The sequence below is a fragment of the Synergistaceae bacterium genome, from assembly GCA_017540085.1.
Taxonomy (GTDB): domain Bacteria; phylum Synergistota; class Synergistia; order Synergistales; family Aminobacteriaceae; genus JAFUXM01.
Genome location: JAFYBQ010000030.1, coordinates 157,897 through 174,285, shown reverse-complemented (window position 1 = coordinate 174,285; position 16,389 = coordinate 157,897). Strand labels below are relative to the sequence as shown.

Genomic DNA, 16,389 nt, shown 5'->3' with positions numbered 1-16,389 from the left:
CTTTTAGTCGCGTTTTTTGTCATTGTCAACATCCTTTCTTCTGAATTTTTCTGCTGTCAGACAGAGTATCACTACTCATCCTTCGAGCCTGAAATCTTAACTCATCCTAGGGACAGGGAAATTATAGCAAACGCCCGCGATATATACCACGCCAACGCCGAACGGGAAGAAGCACCCGAAGTACAGGGAGTTTTTCTCAGAGAAAATCCGGGAGGGGAATTTTTTTTGCGGCTGTTTCCGACTCTGTGTCATGAGCTTTATTTTCCCTTGAATGTATAATAAACTTTACGCTTAACTTTAAGGAGGCATTCAGAATGAAGCGTTTTTTTGCAGCGTTATTGATGATGATGATGATGATTTCTCCGGCAATGGCTCTCAGCGATGCGGAGTATATCAGGATGAGGAAGAGCAGTGCGGATTTCAGAGCCGCCGACAAGAGACTGAATCAGGTCTGGGCCGGGCTGAAGAAATCACTTCCCAAGAAAATATTTTCCCGCCTCGATAAACTTCAGCGCGAGTGGATAAAGTCCGGGCGAGATGAGGAAGCCGAAGCTCTGATGAATGACGGCTATTCACGCATGGAGGCTTACACTATGGCCACGAATGACCGCGCCGACTCGCTGCCCGGAATCGCAAAGGAGCTGAGAGACTCCAGCGCCCCGTCCCCGGCTCCCCGTCAGAGGACTCAGCCACAGTCCCGAAAGCCTGAGCCAGCCCCAGAACCTGAACCCGAACCAGAATCAGAGCAGGAACCGGGATTCCCGGCAGAGATTAGACTCTCAGACATTGAGGGCGAATACCAGAATGACAGCGGATTTTTGTCGGTGAAAATTGCTGACAGGAGCGCGGACGAGTTAGAGGTTACATTCAGCCGCTTCAAGGACGGCGTTCACTGGACGGCAAGAGGATGGCTTGAGGGGAATATTCTTGAGCTGTCCGACCCGAATTACAGCGAATGCCAAGCCGAACTGATATTTTCGCGGAGGGCTGTGAAGGTTAATATTTCTGACACGGACGACTGGAACGAGGCAATATCCCCTGATTTTGTCCTGAAGGGAACGTACCGCAAGTTAGCGAACTAGAAATTATCCCCCCCGGATTTTTATAGGCCGGGGGATTTTTGTTACCTGAAATCGTATAATTTCTTGTTTTCTTTTGTTGCTGACGGATTAGCATACCTTCCCGGCACAGTCGCATAATACATCACTATAACGGCATCGAGTTTTTCCTGCTCAATGAATCTTTTCAGGCTCCCTGAGAAGTGCCGAAGGTCTATAGCGTAGATATGGCTGACTCCGAGCGCAACAAACGGTATAATGCAGTTTGACATTGATTCGTGGATAATGAGAAGCTTTTTGCCGCCCGGTATATTCATGTTCTCCATTCTCGTCAGAGCATTGTCCGCGTAAATATATGCCGCGTAAGTATTCTTGCCGTAATAGTCTCTCGTGTCAACATCCTTCATGTTATAGGTTATCGCGAAATCTCCTGACATAGCCAGATTCCTGCCGGGTATCTCAAATTTTATGTTGGCAGTGAATTTAGGATATATCAGCGTGAAGTTCTCCGGCTTTGCCCGTGCCAATGTCAATTTTTTCCCCGCTGACCCTAAGAACCATTCAGGATATATCACGTACCTGAAATTTTCCGGCCTCAGTATTTCCGGCTCAACGTCATATCCGAAATCATAGCGCAGAATTTTGAGTATCTCTCCCGCCGCCCATAGTCCTGTCTCCGGCTTCCAGTGATGATCAGTGATGAAGAACGCCCCGTGATGATTCATACCCCCCCCCCCTATAGCACTAAAGTGCAAATTTTCCCGGAAGTCATAATTTCTCACGCCTGAATCTTTCAGCATGGCAAGAAATTTGTCCGCGTTCTGATTCGCGAAATCGAGAGTCCCGGAAATTTCTTTGTCCTCTGACACGCAGATTTTTGTGGGAAAATTAATGTACGCGAAATCTATTCCCCTCCCGGCGCAGAAATCCGCAAGCCCTTTCACAGCTTCAGCGTCATGCCTAACATCAAGGCTTGGCGTGTATGAGGTCAAATATCCGTCCTTGAGCCGTACGACCGCATTGTAATCAAATATAGGAACCATGTTCCAGCCCAAGACATCCTCATATTTCTTGGCCGACTCAACGAGACTGTAATAGCCCGGCATTTCCTTTGATGTGTAAGATTCGAGACGCTCTTTGACATGCTCATACAATTTCACAAGCGGCGAATCTTTCGCGGGCATTTCTTCCGCGCTGATCTCAAACGGGTAAATCTTCTCCCATTCTATTTTTATTCTCTGCCCGGGTGCTTCCTCATCATGATTTATTTTGTTTGACGCGAAACCGAACACCGCCGACAGCATTAACGCGCCAATCACAAACGTGAACACGCACGCGGTGAATCTCTCAGGCTTCATTCTCATCACCTCAGCTATTACTGAAAATTGTACAGCCTTTGGTCTTCATTGGTAACGTTCGGGCTGCTATACTTTCCCGGCATAACAGAATAATACTCCACTATGACCGCATCAGGCTTTTCCTGCTCAATAAACCTTCTCAGGCTCCCCGTGAACTGCCGAAGGTCTACCGCGTCAACATGCTGAAGCTCCAGTGCTGCGAATGGTATCACAGTGTGGGAAAATGAATCGTGAACGAAGATAATTTTTTTCCCGCTTGGCTTATTCATGTTCTTAATTCTGACTAGGGGATTATTCCCATGATTATATAATATTCCGGGACTGCCTCCGTAATAGTCTCCCATCTTGCTTTCGTCTACGTCATAAGTTACCCTGAAATCACCCGATATATTCAGCAACATCATTGGCACTTCAACATTGAGAGCAGTCGCGAATTTAGGATATATCACCGTGAAATCTTCAGGCTTGGCGCGGGCTAATGTTACTTTTTTCCCTTCTGACCCAAGCAAGCTGGCGGGATAAACTACATACTCGAAATTTTCCGGACTAAGTACGGCGGGATTCACATCGTATCCGAAATCGTCCCGCAGAATTTTGAGTATCTCCCCTGCCGCCCATAATCCTGTCTCAGACTTCCAGTGAAGATCTGTTACAAAAAACGCGGCATGATGTCTCCCGTCCCACCTTTTATGGAGATTTTCCCGGAAATCGTAATGTCTTACCCCTGACTCTTTCAGCATGGCAAGAAGTTTGTCCGCGTTCTGATTCGTGAAGTCGAGAATGCCGGAAATATTCCTGTCCTCAGATTTGCAGATCTTTGCCGGAAAATTAATGTACGCGAAATCTATTCCCCTCCCGGCGCAGAAATTCGCAAGCCCTTTCACCGCCTCTGCGTCATGCGTTACGTCAAGACTGGGCATGTATGATGTAAAATATCCGTCTTTGAGCCGTACCACTGCATTGTAATCTAACACTGAAACCATGTTCCATTTCAAGACATCCTCATATTTCTTTGCCGCCTCAACAAAACTGTAATAGCCCGGCATTTTCTCAGACACATAAAGCTCAAGTTTGTTTTTGATGTTCCTGTATAAATTCATTAACGGTGAAAATCTTGCGCTTTTTGTCTTTTCACTCTCTTCATAAAACGGGTAAAGTTTCTCCCATTCTATGTTTGCCCCTGCCTTTGAAGTATCTATCAGTTTTTTTGTCCTCGCGCCGATACCATAGACCGACAGCAGCATGAACGCTATAATCACAAATATGAACACTCTCGCCGTAAATTTCTCAGGCTTCATTTTCATCACCTCTTAGAATTTGTATGTCCTCTTCGCCGCCTCTGAGGCAGTCCAGTTTTCGGTTACGCCCGGTATTTCTGAGTTGTACTCAACTATTACCGCGTCAGGCCGGGACAACTCAATGAATGCCCGCAGGCCGTCCTTCAGGTAACGCACGTCCACTACGTCAACATACTTGACTCCCAGCGCAACAAACGGCACAACGCAGTTTGAGAACGATGCTTTCACGACAAGCAGCCTTTTCCCGCCTGTCATATTCCTGTTCTCTGTCCTAGTAAGGTCATTGTCTCCGTAAATATATGCCCCGTATGGATTTTTGCTGTAATAGTCTTTCGGGTCAACCTGCTTCATGTCATAAATTACTCCGAAATCCCCGGACAGATTAACTTCTTGACTTGGTATCTCAAAATGAAGTCTTGTTCCGAATTTCGGATATATCATCGTGAAATCGTCAGGCTTCGCACGGGCAAGCGTATACTTTTTCCCCCATGACCCTAAGAACCATTCAGGATATATCACGTACCTGAAATTTTCCGGCCTCAGAAGGTCAGGATTGACAGCCCAGCCAAAATCGTCCCGGAGAATCTTCAGCACTTCCCTCGCTGCCCATAGTCCTGTCGCCGGCTTCCAGTGATGATCGGTAACGTGAAATGACTCATGATGCCTCATTCCCGCAATGTGAAGACTCTCCCGGAAGTCGTAAGCTCTCACGCCGGACTCTTTCAGCCGGGCAAGCAGCCTGTCCGCGTTCTGGTTCGTGAAATCGAGAATGCCGGAGATTTCTTTGTCCTCATACTTGCAGACTTTGTGCGGGAAATTGATATAGGCAAAATCTATTCCCTTCTCAGCGCAGAAATCCGCAAGCCCTTTCACCGCCCCCGCGTCATGCGTAACATCACAGCTTATGACAAAATTCGTCAGCCAGCCGTCATACAGCCTCATCACAGGACTGTAGCCGGGTCTTGCCGCAATGTAGCCTGCAACTGAAGCCATGTTCCAGCGCATTATGTCATCATACTTTCTCGCGCTCTCTACAAGTCTGTAGTAGCCGGGCAGCTTTTTGGACGTGCAATCTTCAAGCCCCGGTGAATCTTCCGATGACACAAAAGCATATGCCGACATCATCATGAACGCTATAATCACGGATATGAATACCACAGCCGTAACTTTCTCAGGCTTCAAAATAAATCACTCCCCGCAAATCTATCTGAAATCGTATAGCCTTCTGTCTGTATCGCTTGAATACGGCGCGCCAGTCCTCCCGGGCATTTCAGCATAGTACATCACCGCAACGGCATCGGGCTTCTCTCTCTCAATATAGCTCCTTATACTGCCACTGAAGGATCTCAGATCCACAGCGTCAACATACTTCACTCCCAGCGCAAGGAACGGGAGAACGCACCCGGAAAATGAATCACGTATCAGCAGAAATTTCTTACCCTCCGAAATATTCATGTTCTCAGTCCTTATCACTGAGCTGTGCATACTGTAGGTGCCGTACGTGTTTTTGCCGTAATAGTCTTTTGGCTCAAGCGCGCTATAATTCAGCATGACGGAAAAATCTCCCTCAGCGTCAATTCCGCTTTGAGGAACTGACAGCCTTATACTTGAACTGTATTTAGGTGTTATCAGCGTGAAATCATCGGGCTTTGCTCTGGCAAGCGTAACTTTTTTGCCGTATGCCCCTAAAAAATGCTCACGATAAGTTTTGAATCTGAATTTTTCACGGCTTAAGACTCCGAGATTCACAGGCCATCCGTAATCATCTTTCAGAATTTTGAGGATGTGCCTAGATGCCCAAAACCCTGTCTCAATTGTCCAATGATTATCAGTCGGGAAAAATGACCCGTGATGATTCATTCCTTCCGCGTGAAGAGTTTTCCTGAGATCGTAATATTTCACCCCGTTTTTTCCGAGAATGTCAAGAAACTTGTCCGTATTCTGATTCGAGAAGTCCAATATCCCCGATACTTCTTTGTCTTCGTGGATGCATACTTTCTTAGGGGCGTTGATGTAGAAGAAATCTATCCCCCTTTCGCGGCAGAAATCAGAAAGACTCACAGTCCGTAAAGCATCGTACGTTACATCCCTGCTTTCGGTGTATGTTGTGAGCTGCCCGCACGGCATTTTCATGACAGCGTTATATTCAGACATTGGAGCCATGTTCCAGCCGAGAAAGTTTTCATACCTTTTCGACGATTCAACATAGGAATAATACCCTGCCAGTTCTTTTGAGGTATAATTTTCCAGCTTTTCCTTCACATAATCATAGAAGAAAGATGACACTTTATACCCCCCCCCCCCGGGTACGTAATTCATGAAGGGATATTCTTTCTCCCAGTCTATTCTGACATCATGCCGAGGATTTTCCGCGTTCTTAACTTTTTTCGACACAAACACAAATAACACTGATAGCATTATTCCTGTTATGACAGACAAAAATATTAGTGCAGTAAAATGTTCCGGCTTTAATTTCCTCATGTTTTCTCCCTTCACTAACGGAAATCCCACAGGCTTTTCTCGTTTTTGTCGGCTCTTCCCGGAATCGCGGCATAGTACATCACCAGCACCGCATCAGGCTTCACAGTGTCAGCAAAATTCCTCACGCTCCCTGTGAAATATCTCAGGTCAAGAACATCAACATGCTGAACTTCAAGCGCAATGAACGGTATAACACAGTTCGAGAAAGAATCTTTTATGATCAGCAGCCTTTTTCCGTTCTTTCGGCTAAAGTTCTCCATTCTCACAAGGGGATTGTTCTCGTAAATATACGCCGCGTAAGAGTCTTTGCCGTAATAGTCTTTCGGCTCAACCTGCTTCATGTCGTAGATTATCCCGAAATCCCCGGACAGGTTCACTCCGAGACTTTGCACCTCAAATTTCAGGCTGACCCCGAATTTCGGATATATCAGCGTGAAATCCTCCGGCTTAGTACGGGCTAATGTCGCCTTTTTCCCGCGAACGCCTAAATACCAGTCCCGGTAAATCTCGTACCTGAAATTCTCAGGCTTCAGCGCACCGGGATTAACGTCCCAGCCGAAATTATCCCGCAGAATCTTCAGTATCTCGCCCGCTGCCCATAAGCCCGTCTCCGGCTTCCAGTGAAGGTCTGTCCTGAAGAATGACTGATGATGATTCATTCCCGCCGCGTGAAGATTTTTGCGGAAGTCATAATGTTTCACGCCCGAATCTTTGAGCATGTCAAGAAGTCTGTCCGTATTCTGATTCGAGAAGTCAAGAAGGCCAGAGATTTCCCGGTCATCAGACACGCAGATTTTCGACGGGAAAGCAATATACGCCAGATCGATTCCCCTTTCAGCGCAAAAAACTGCAAACGCTTTCAGCGACTCAGCGTCATACGCAATATCACGGCTCGGAGTGTATGAGGCAAGATAGCCATCTTTGAGCCTCGTTACGGCGTTGTAGTCTGCTACTGATACCATGTTCCAGCGGGCGGAGTCCTCGTATTTTTTCGCGGCCTCAACCATTTTGTGATAGCCCGGAAGCATTTCGGACGTATATTTTTCCAGCCTGCTCACGATATACCCGAACAATGACGAGATTTTTTGCGACTGCGACTCTTCCCTCCTTCCATCGTCAAACGGGTAAATCTTCTGCCAGTCTACCGGGATTTCCCCGCGCGGCTGCTCTATCATGTCATGCGTTCTTGCCGCCACGCTGTAAAATGACATCAGCATGAACGCCGTGATCGCGAATATGAATACCACCGCCGTGAATCTTTCCGGCTTTAATTTCCTCACATTGTTTCCCCCTTACTAGTGAAAATCCCACAGCCTTCGGTCAATTTCAGATGTTCTCCCTGGAACTGATACATGATATATCAGAATTACAGCGTCAGGCCGTTCCTCTGCGATATAGCGTCTTATGCTTCCGTCAGCCATTCCCCGCAAATAACGCAGGTCAACCGCGCTGATGTCTCCGATTTCCAGCGAAAGAAACGGGATTATAACACTGGAAAAAGAGTTCCTGATGAGAAATAACTTCTTCCGCCCTCCGTCTGTCCTTCTGGCTTTTAGCATTGGGCGCGTTCCGTAACAGTAAGTCATGTAGGTGTCATTCCCGTAGTAATCCCCTGAGACAAAATACTTCATGCCATAGAACACTGAGAAATCCCCGCTGATGTCCAGCCCGATGTCAGGCAGCGAAAAATCAAGCATTATATTGCGCTTAGGATATATCACCGTGAAATCGTCCGGCCTTGCGCGTGAGAGGGTAATTTTTTTTCCCAGCGCACCGAGAAAACAGCCATGAGAAACCGTGTAATCGAATTTTTCCGGGCTGAGACTCTCAGGTTCAACCGGCCATCCGTAATCATCACGCAGGAATCTCAATATATGCCGCGCCACCCACAAACCTGTCTCCGGCTTCCAGTGATGATCTGTCGCAAAGAACATGCCGTGATGATTCATACCCCCCCCCCGTCATGAGTAATTCTGCGTAAATCATAATACTTAACTCCCGCTTCTTTGAGTTTCGCGAGAAATCTGTCTGCGTTCTGGTTGGAGAAATCGAGAATGCCGGATATATTTCTGTCTTCACTGGCGCAAATTTTGCCGGGTTCGTTGACGTAGAAGAAATCAATTCCCAGCCCCGCGCAAAACTCTGCAAGCGACACTGTAGATTCGGCGTGTTCTGTGATGTCTCTGCTTTCCACGAACGGAGCAAGATAACCGCCCTCAAGTATCATTACAGGATTGTATTCGTACACTGAGGTCATGTTCCAGCCTATGAGGGACTCATATTTCTTCGCGGCCTCCGTCATTCTGTAGTAGCCGGGAAGATATTTCGAGGTATAGTCGCCAAATTTCTGCTTCAGATATTCAGCAAGTGATTCCTTCTCTGAGGCAATATTCTGCTCCCTGCCGTCCGTGAAGGGGTACAGCTTTTCCCAGTCAACAGAAATATGAACGCCGGAGCTTTCACGGTTCAGCAGCTTCATGGCCGCGTTGACAGTGAATGAGCCGAATACAGCGCACATCATCAGCATAATCACAGCGAGGAACATTACCGCCGTGAATCTCTCAGCTTTCATTTTCACAGCCGCCGCTAAAAGTTGAAGTATATGAACGGATTGTATGTTGAGCCGACTATCTCAAGCAGCGAGATTACCAGCAAAATGCAAAGCCACGCCGACTCGATCCATTTACGCCCGCGCAGGAAATTCCCGACAGCCGGAAATACTCCGATGAGCGCGAAAATCATCACAAGCCACGTGCCTTTGACGTATTCAATAAATCCGCTGTCATAAAGCGCGTTCCCTTTAAGGCCGAACATTGACGCGATAAAGCCGAATCCCTTGCTGACAGTCTCACACCTGAATATTACCCACGCAAGAATCACGCAAAGCATTGTCAGAACATGGCCGAGCTTGACTCCCGTCTCACGCTCGAACAGTAACAGCGCAAAATATAGCAAGCCCCACAGGATAAATGTCCAGTTAGCACCGTGCCATATACCCGTCAGAAGCCAGACCGCGAAAAGATTCAGCACCCAGCGCGAATGATTCACCCTGTTCCCGCCAAGCGGTATATAGACGTAATCACGGAACCATGTCGACAGCGATATGTGCCACCTGTGCCAGAAGTCCGCAACGCTTGAGGCCGTGTAGGGATAATTGAAGTTCTCCTCAAAGTGAAAGCCGAACATTAAGCCCAGACCTATAGCCATGTCGCTGTAGCCGGAAAAGTCAAAGTATATCTGCAATGTGTATGCGAGTGCGCCGAACCACGCCATAGAAATTGACGGGTTAATCAGGTAGCCGAAAACGTTATCCGCAACCTGTGCGACAAAATTCGCGAGGAGAATCTTTTTGCCGAGTCCGTAAATGAACCGCCTGACTCCCGCGCTGAACATGTCAAAATTTTCGTCCCTCTCTGTGATTTCCTCGGCTATCTGATTGTAGCGGACTATAGGCCCGGCGATTAGCTGAGGGAAAAATGATATGTACAGTGCAACATAGAGCGGATTTTTCTGAGCCTGTGAGTTTCCGTAGTACACATCAAAAACGTAGCTCATCATCTGAAATGTGAAGAATGATATTCCGATGGGCAGCGCGATGTTGATACGGGTCATTCCGAGATTTTCCGTGATGAAGCCCGCGTACTTGAACACGCCCAGCAATAACACGTCAAGAATTATCGCCAGAGTCAGCCACAGCTTTGGCCGCGTCGACTTTGACATGATGAGAGACAATGCCCAGTTCGCGAAAATTGAGGCAAGCATTATGAATATGAATATAGGCTCACCCCATGCGTAAAACAGGAGGCTTGCCACGAGGAGTATATAGTTGCGTACTGCCCGCCCCCTGAGCGCGTAATACATCACTAAGAGTCCGGGCAGAAACAGAAACATAAATATGCCTGACGAGAAAACCATAGAAATTTATTCCCCTTCTGTATTTTCAGGATTTCGAGATTATATCACCATAACAAAAACCCCCGGCACTTTCACCGGGGGCATGTCGTAATTTCTGCGCTAAAATTCTCTAGGCGCAACGTTGATTCCGCGCTCCTCGTCCGTTCCCGGAATGAGTGAGTCGCAGACCGCCGCGCAAAGTCCCGCAACCGCCATCGGAGTCTTCAGCACCGCCCAGACCATTCCGCCGAGTGTGTGCATTAACTGACTCTGTGCGTCATTCATGAAGATAGCCTGATTCGCCTCAACCCATCCGGGCAGGCCAAGCGCCATAAGGAACGCGAACCCTACAATCAGTATATTTCTCTGGCTCGACATATCCGCCCTCAATAAAACCTGAATGCCCATTGCGCCGATTGTCCCGAACAGAGCTATATACGCCCCGCCGATTATGGGTGATGGCATTGTGGCAATCAGTGCGCTTAACTTTCCTACAAAGCTCATCAGGATTAATATCACTGCTCCCGTCCTTACTACGACTCTTGACGCGACTCCCGTCAGACCGATCAAGCCGATATTCTCGGTGTATGACGTTGTGCCGACTGAGCCGAATACGCCCGACAGAGCACAGCAGAGTCCCTCCGCGCCAAGCCCGCGGCTTATCGTCTCGGAGTCAGGGTCTTCCGCGCCGGAAGCGTACGACACCGAATGATAGTCGCCGATTGACTCGATCATTGTCGCAAAGAATCCCGCAAGCATGGCCGCAATTGCCATAAGGCTGAACTTGGGCATTCCCCAGGGGATTATGACGTTCTTTATGTCCCTTATCCACGGAGCCTCGCCCACTCTCGCAAGGTTGATGTAAGCGGGGTGATCGGGCGCGAATGTTCCATTTACCGACAGCCAGAGGCATACGCAGTACGTTATCACAATCGCAAGAAGTATCGCGAAAATGTTGATGTACTTGTTCTTCAACACTAGGCTGAATATGAATATCAGTACCACGACTCCCAGCGAGGCAGGCCAGTAATTAGCGGCGTTGCCCTGTATGGCAGTCCCGGCAAGCGAGAAGCCTATAGCCATTATCACCGGGCCGATTACTACAGGGGTGATTACTTTGCGGATTACCCCGGCGATTCTTGAGTAGCCGATTATGGACAGGATTATTCCGCCCGCTATGAGTCCTCCGCCCATGTACTGCATGACCTGCTCAGGCCCTCCGGCTTTGTAGAGGGCTATAACCGTCATGACCGATGGGATAAAAGAAAAGCTCGATCCTTGGACGATTGGCAATCCTGAACCGAGCTTTTTGCTTGTCTGTATTAACGTTGCTACTCCCATTCCGAAATAAACGCAGGAGATTAACGAGGCTATTTGCAGTGCGTCCATTCCCATTGCGGGGCCGAATATCAAAGGAACTAACGTTGTTGCGCCGAATAGGGTTAATACGTGCTGTGCTCCTGAGAGAAGCGTTATCAGAAATGGCGGTGTGTCGTTGATGCCGTAAACCATTTGTCTTTTGGCCATGCGGTTAAATCCTCCTGAAAAGTTAGTTTTTTCAGGGGTGAAATTTTACATGGCGGAAAAAATTTTGTCAAGCCGTGTATAATTGCCGTATCCAAATTTCACAGTGAGGTGTTCATTCCATGAAGAAGCATTTACTCTTTGCGTTCACAGTTTTAACGGTGCTTGCGTTCATGGCGGGTTCGTCTTTTGCTGACGGACTCAAAGTCGCAGTCATCACATCACCGAATGACGTTCATGACGGCGGCTTCAACGAGGACAACTATAACGGTGTTGTCGCGTTCGAGAAAGAGAATCCCGGCACAAAAATTACGGTTATTCATGAAAAGACCGGAGACCCTGCCGAATGCATGAAGGCTGTTGAGAATGTTACGGCAGATTATGACGCTGTTGTGTGCTTGAGCTTCCGTTTTGCGGGAATAGCCGAGATCGCAGATGACAACCCCGATGTGAAATTCCTGCTCGTTGACGCTTACCCGACAGATGATGAAGGGCGCGAGTCATCAAAAGAAAACGTAAACGCGATGAAGTACAAAGAGGAGGAAGGCGGATTCCTCGCGGGGATTGCGGCGGCATTAAGCACAAAGTCGAACAAGGTAGCAGTCGCAAACGGAATCACATTCCCGTCGAACGTAAACTATCAGTACGGCTTCATGTCGGGCGTGAATTACGCGAACAGGCACTACGGGACAAAGGCGGAAATTGTCGAGCTTGCGTCATATTCCGGGGTTGACCTGAACGGGAAAAATGTCGGCGGAAATTACATCGGCTCATTCATTGACCAGGCCAGCGGGAAAATTGTCGGGCAGGCGTTAATCCGCGAGGGCTGCGATGTGATATTTGTTGCGGCAGGCAAGGCAGGAATGGGAGTCTTCACGGCCGCGAAAGAGTCAAAGGGGGTTTACATTATCGGCGTTGATGTTGACCAGTACGATGACGGCAAAAACGGCAACTCAAATGTCGTTCTCACAAGCTCGCTAAAGGCCATGAGCATTAACAACAAGAGAGTCCTTGAAGATATAGCCGCGGGGAAATTCAGGGGCGGTAATTTCCTTCTCGGTGCTGACAGCGGATCAATCGACTACGTGAAGACACCGGGACGCAATCAGCTTACCGATGACGCAATCGCAAAAATTGACTCGGCTCTCGCTCTCCTCAAAGCCGGGAAGATTAAGCCTGCTTCATTCACAAGCGGGACAACGCCGGACAATTTCGAGGGGATTGACGCGGAATAATGGCAGAAAACATTGTAGAGTTCCGGCACATCACGAAACGTTTTCCCGGAATAGTCGCAAATGATGATGTCTCACTCTCTGTGAAGGAGGGTGAGATTTTTGCTGTTTTGGGCGAAAACGGCGCGGGTAAATCGACTCTCGTGAGTATGTTGTTCGGAATGTATGAGCCTGACGGGGGAGAAATTTACGTGCGCGGGAAATTGGAGCATATCACATCGCCGCGTTACGCAGGTTCGCTCGGTATCGGAATGGTGCATCAGCATTTCCAGCTTGTGTCGAATTACACGGTCGCAGAAAATATTGTGCTTGGTCTTGAGCCTGTGAGAAAAATTTTCGGGGTCATTCCGTTTGTCGACATGAAGAAAGCGAATCACGACATCGCGGAATTGTCCGAGCGTTACGGCCTGAAAGTTAATCCGACTGACGTAATAGAAAATCTCAATGTCGCAACACGCCAGAGAGTCGAAATCCTGAAGATGTTATACCGCGAGGCCGATATACTGATATTCGATGAGCCTACAGCAGTATTAACGCCTCAGGAGATTAAAGCGTTCCTGTGGGTATTGAACGGCCTGCGCGAACAAGGGAAGACAATCATTCTCATCACTCACAAATTGAACGAGATAAAATCCGTTGCTGACCGCTGCGCGATAATGAACCGGGGAAAACTGGTAGACGTTCTTGACGTTAAGACGGCCTCAACTGATGACATGGCGCGAATGATGGTCGGACATGATATTTCATTCACGACTGAGAGGAAGCCCGCTCATTTCGGAGATGTTGTTCTTGACGTGAAAAATTTGACGGTGAAGAACGCCGCCGGACTCGACGCTGTGAAAAATGTATCCTTCCAGATTCACGCGGGTGAAGTTTTCGCGGTTGCGGGAGTCTCCGGGAACGGTCAGAACGAATTAGCCGACTCAATTGCGGGACTCGCTAAAATTTCGGGAGGCTCTGTAACACTTTGCGGCCATGACATAACAAATGCTACAGTCCGCGAGCATATCACAGAAGGAGTCGCGTATATCCCTGAAGACCGTCATAATGTCGGACTCATTCTTGATTTCACGCTGAACAATAATTTTCCGCTGAGGCAGTATTACACGCATAAATTTTCACGCAAGGGAATAATCAGCAAGTCGGAGTTCAAGACTTACGGCGAAAAGTTAGAGGAAGCGTACGACATTCGCAGCGGTCAGGGAGGCAGCACAGTAACCCGCGAAATGTCCGGCGGGAATCAGCAGAAGGCCATAATTGCCCGCGAGCTTGACATGAAGACACCGTTAATTATTTTCATGCAGCCTACGAGGGGGCTTGACGCAGGAGCCGTCATGAACATTCACAAGCATATTGTAGCCGAAAGGGACAGGGGTGCGGCGGTGCTGTTAATATCGCTTGACTTGGACGAGATTTTAGACTGCGCCGACACAATAGCGGTAATCTACAGCGGTAGCATCAACAAAATTTCCCCTGCGTCAGAAATTTCAGCGGACGAAATCGGCCTATACCTGATGGGAGTGAAGACGGCATGAGGAAATTCACACAGTCATTAATCGCAATCATAATCAGCCTGATATTCGGCGCGTTAATCCTGTGGCTGATGGGAAAAGATCCCGTGTCGGCATATATGGATTTATTGCGGGGTTCGGGACTGATGGAGAAGGTGAGATATTCAGGCCGTCAAAATATGTTCACGGACTTCATGAGCTTCATTGACGCGATGACCCCGATGATTTTCGCGTCTCTTGCCGTTGCGCTGGCGTTAAAGGGCGGCTTCTTCAACATAGGCGTATCGGGTCAGATGTTATTCGCGGGATTCTGCGCTCACATGGCCGCAATGATTCTCCCGTCAAAAATTGCTGTCGTCATTGTGGGCTTCGTTGCGGGTGCGTTAATAGGCGCGTTAATCGGCTGGCTCAAGTACCGCTTCAACGTGAACGAGGTCGTAAGCTCCATAATGATAAACTCAATCTTGATGTATATGATAACGTTTTACATCAACACGTTCTACATTAATCCCGTCTCAAGACAAAGCAAATCAATCATCAGCGCGGCGAGGCTGACTCTTTCGGGCTTCAGGTGGGAGGGCTTGAAGGTAGATATTGCGCTTGCGTTCCCTGTCGCGATAATAACGGCGTTGTTCCTTCACTGGTTCATTGAGCGTACGACATACGGCTACGAGATAAAAGCGTCAGGATTGTCCCCGAACGCGGCATATTACGCGGGAATGAACGTAAACAGGACTGCACTAATGACGATGACATTATCGGGAGCGTTGGCGGGACTCGCGGGAGTGTCGTACTTCTGCGGCTACCTTGCGGCGATTCAGCCCGGTGTTGTTCCGTCAATGGGATTCGATGCTATAGCGGTCTCACTTTTGGGCGGTAATGATCCCCTAGGCTGTGTGCTTGCGTCATTCCTGATAACAGTAATCTCGAAAGGCTCGGTGTATATGAGTTCGCGGCAGAATATAGACATGGAGATAGCGAGTCTTGTTACGGCGTTCATACTGACATTCGCGGCGTGTTCGTCAATTCTCGGAAGGAGGCGGAAATAATGCCTGACATGATAATAATTGACGGCCTGAGCTTTTCGCTTCCGCTGTTCATTATGGCAATCGGCGGAATCTACAGTGAGAAGAGCGGAATAACGAATCTTGCGCTTGAGGGCTTCCAGGGATTCGGGGCGTTCACGGGGGCATTTGCGACTGTGTACTTGTACGGGATATTCGGAGCTGAGTCGCATGTGCCGTATTACGCTGGATTCATTTGCGCTGTGATTGGCGGGGGAATATTCGCGCTTCTCCATGCGTTATTGTGCGTGAAGTTCAAAGCGGATCAGGTAATAAGCGGTGTAGTAATGAACATTTTAGCGATGGCCTTAACGAGCTTCCTCACAAAAAGAATTAACGCCTCATTTTTCGGGAATGACGCAAACAAATTCATGCTGAGTGCGAGCGCAAGAATCACAATTCCGGGACTCAGCGATATTCCGATAATCGGGGCGGCGTTCAGGGACGTTTACCCGTTCGAGATAATGATTCTGATTGTGGCTGCTGTGATGTGGTACGTGATGTACAGGACGGTGTACGGAATGCGCCTGCGTGCCTGCGGGGATAATCCACACTCAGCAGACGCGGCCGGGATTAACGTCTACGCGGTGAGGACTCTTGCGGTGTTCATATCGGGGTGTCTTTCGGGGATTGCGGGAATGAGTTTCGCTTATTCTGTGTCGGCAAATTTCTCGCCTGATATATATTTGGGCTACGGGTATTTGTCGATTGCGGCGTTAATTTTCGGGAACTGGTCAATACTTCCTGCGCTGTTTGCGTGTATCATGTTCGGATTTGCGCGGAGTGCCGGCTCTGCGGTGATTCATCAGCTGGGACTGCCTTCAAGCTATAACGATCTTGTTCGAACTCTGCCGTATGCCTTGACACTGTTGCTGCTTGTGTTTTTCGGGAGGAGCAACAGAAGCCCGCGGGCGTTGGGACAGATTTACGACAAAGGACAAAGGTAACGAAAGCCCCCGGAATTTCCGC

Annotated in this window: 14 protein-coding genes; 5 read left to right on the top strand and 9 right to left on the bottom strand. The window is 48.4% G+C overall.

Annotated features, from left to right (window positions below; genetic code table 11):
• Positions 1-314: 314 nt before the first annotated feature.
• The gene (locus IKQ95_07395; GenBank protein MBR4196517.1) at positions 315-1,082 is read left to right on the top strand and encodes a DUF1311 domain-containing protein; all 768 of its coding nucleotides are present in this window, start codon (positions 315-317) and stop codon (positions 1,080-1,082) included.
• A 41-nt stretch (positions 1,083-1,123) separates the two neighbouring features.
• Here IKQ95_07395 and IKQ95_07390 read toward each other — a convergent pair whose 3' ends face one another.
• From IKQ95_07390 to IKQ95_07350, 9 genes are all read right to left on the bottom strand, one after another.
• Entirely contained in the window at positions 1,124-2,416 is a 1,293-nt protein-coding gene (locus IKQ95_07390) for a hypothetical protein (GenBank protein MBR4196516.1), read from the bottom strand.
• A 17-nt stretch (positions 2,417-2,433) separates the two neighbouring features.
• Positions 2,434-3,714, bottom strand: a complete 1,281-nt coding sequence (locus IKQ95_07385; GenBank protein MBR4196515.1) for a hypothetical protein — start codon at positions 3,712-3,714, stop codon at positions 2,434-2,436.
• A gap of 12 nt (positions 3,715-3,726) precedes the next feature.
• Positions 3,727-4,896 carry a hypothetical protein gene (locus tag IKQ95_07380; protein MBR4196514.1) on the bottom strand — a complete coding sequence of 390 codons (1,170 nt, stop codon included), beginning with the start codon at positions 4,894-4,896 and terminating at the stop codon, positions 3,727-3,729.
• 21 nt (positions 4,897-4,917) lie between these two features.
• Positions 4,918-6,195, bottom strand: coding sequence for a hypothetical protein (locus IKQ95_07375; GenBank protein MBR4196513.1), 1,278 nt, complete (start codon positions 6,193-6,195; stop codon positions 4,918-4,920).
• A gap of 14 nt (positions 6,196-6,209) precedes the next feature.
• Entirely contained in the window at positions 6,210-7,475 is a 1,266-nt protein-coding gene (locus tag IKQ95_07370; GenBank protein ID MBR4196512.1) for a hypothetical protein, read from the bottom strand.
• A gap of 15 nt (positions 7,476-7,490) precedes the next feature.
• Positions 7,491-8,144, bottom strand: coding sequence for a hypothetical protein (locus IKQ95_07365; GenBank protein ID MBR4196511.1), 654 nt, complete (start codon positions 8,142-8,144; stop codon positions 7,491-7,493).
• On the bottom strand, positions 8,141-8,767 hold the full coding sequence (locus IKQ95_07360; protein ID MBR4196510.1) for a hypothetical protein: 627 nt from the start codon (positions 8,765-8,767) through the stop codon (positions 8,141-8,143). The genes IKQ95_07365 and IKQ95_07360 overlap by 4 nt, the downstream gene beginning before the upstream one ends.
• 14 nt (positions 8,768-8,781) lie before the next feature.
• A complete protein-coding gene (locus IKQ95_07355; GenBank protein ID MBR4196509.1) occupies positions 8,782-10,110 on the bottom strand; it encodes an MBOAT family protein in 1,329 nt (442 codons plus the stop codon).
• A gap of 99 nt (positions 10,111-10,209) precedes the next feature.
• Positions 10,210-11,616, bottom strand: a complete 1,407-nt coding sequence (locus IKQ95_07350) for a purine/pyrimidine permease (protein ID MBR4196508.1) — start codon at positions 11,614-11,616, stop codon at positions 10,210-10,212.
• Between the two features lie 119 nt (positions 11,617-11,735).
• Between IKQ95_07350 and IKQ95_07345 the strand changes: the two genes are divergently transcribed.
• The 4 genes from IKQ95_07345 to IKQ95_07330 are packed head-to-tail and all read left to right on the top strand — an operon-like array spanning position 11,736 to position 16,367.
• Positions 11,736-12,848, top strand: coding sequence for a BMP family ABC transporter substrate-binding protein (locus IKQ95_07345; GenBank protein MBR4196507.1), 1,113 nt, complete (start codon positions 11,736-11,738; stop codon positions 12,846-12,848).
• On the top strand, positions 12,848-14,380 hold the full coding sequence (locus IKQ95_07340) for an ABC transporter ATP-binding protein (protein MBR4196506.1): 1,533 nt from the start codon (positions 12,848-12,850) through the stop codon (positions 14,378-14,380). The genes IKQ95_07345 and IKQ95_07340 overlap by 1 nt, the downstream gene beginning before the upstream one ends.
• Positions 14,377-15,405 carry an ABC transporter permease gene (locus tag IKQ95_07335; protein MBR4196505.1) on the top strand — a complete coding sequence of 343 codons (1,029 nt, stop codon included), beginning with the start codon at positions 14,377-14,379 and terminating at the stop codon, positions 15,403-15,405. Before IKQ95_07340 ends, IKQ95_07335 begins: the two co-directional genes overlap by 4 nt.
• Positions 15,405-16,367, top strand: a complete 963-nt coding sequence (locus IKQ95_07330; protein MBR4196504.1) for an ABC transporter permease — start codon at positions 15,405-15,407, stop codon at positions 16,365-16,367. Before IKQ95_07335 ends, IKQ95_07330 begins: the two co-directional genes overlap by 1 nt.
• The last annotated feature ends 22 nt before the right edge of the window (positions 16,368-16,389 follow it).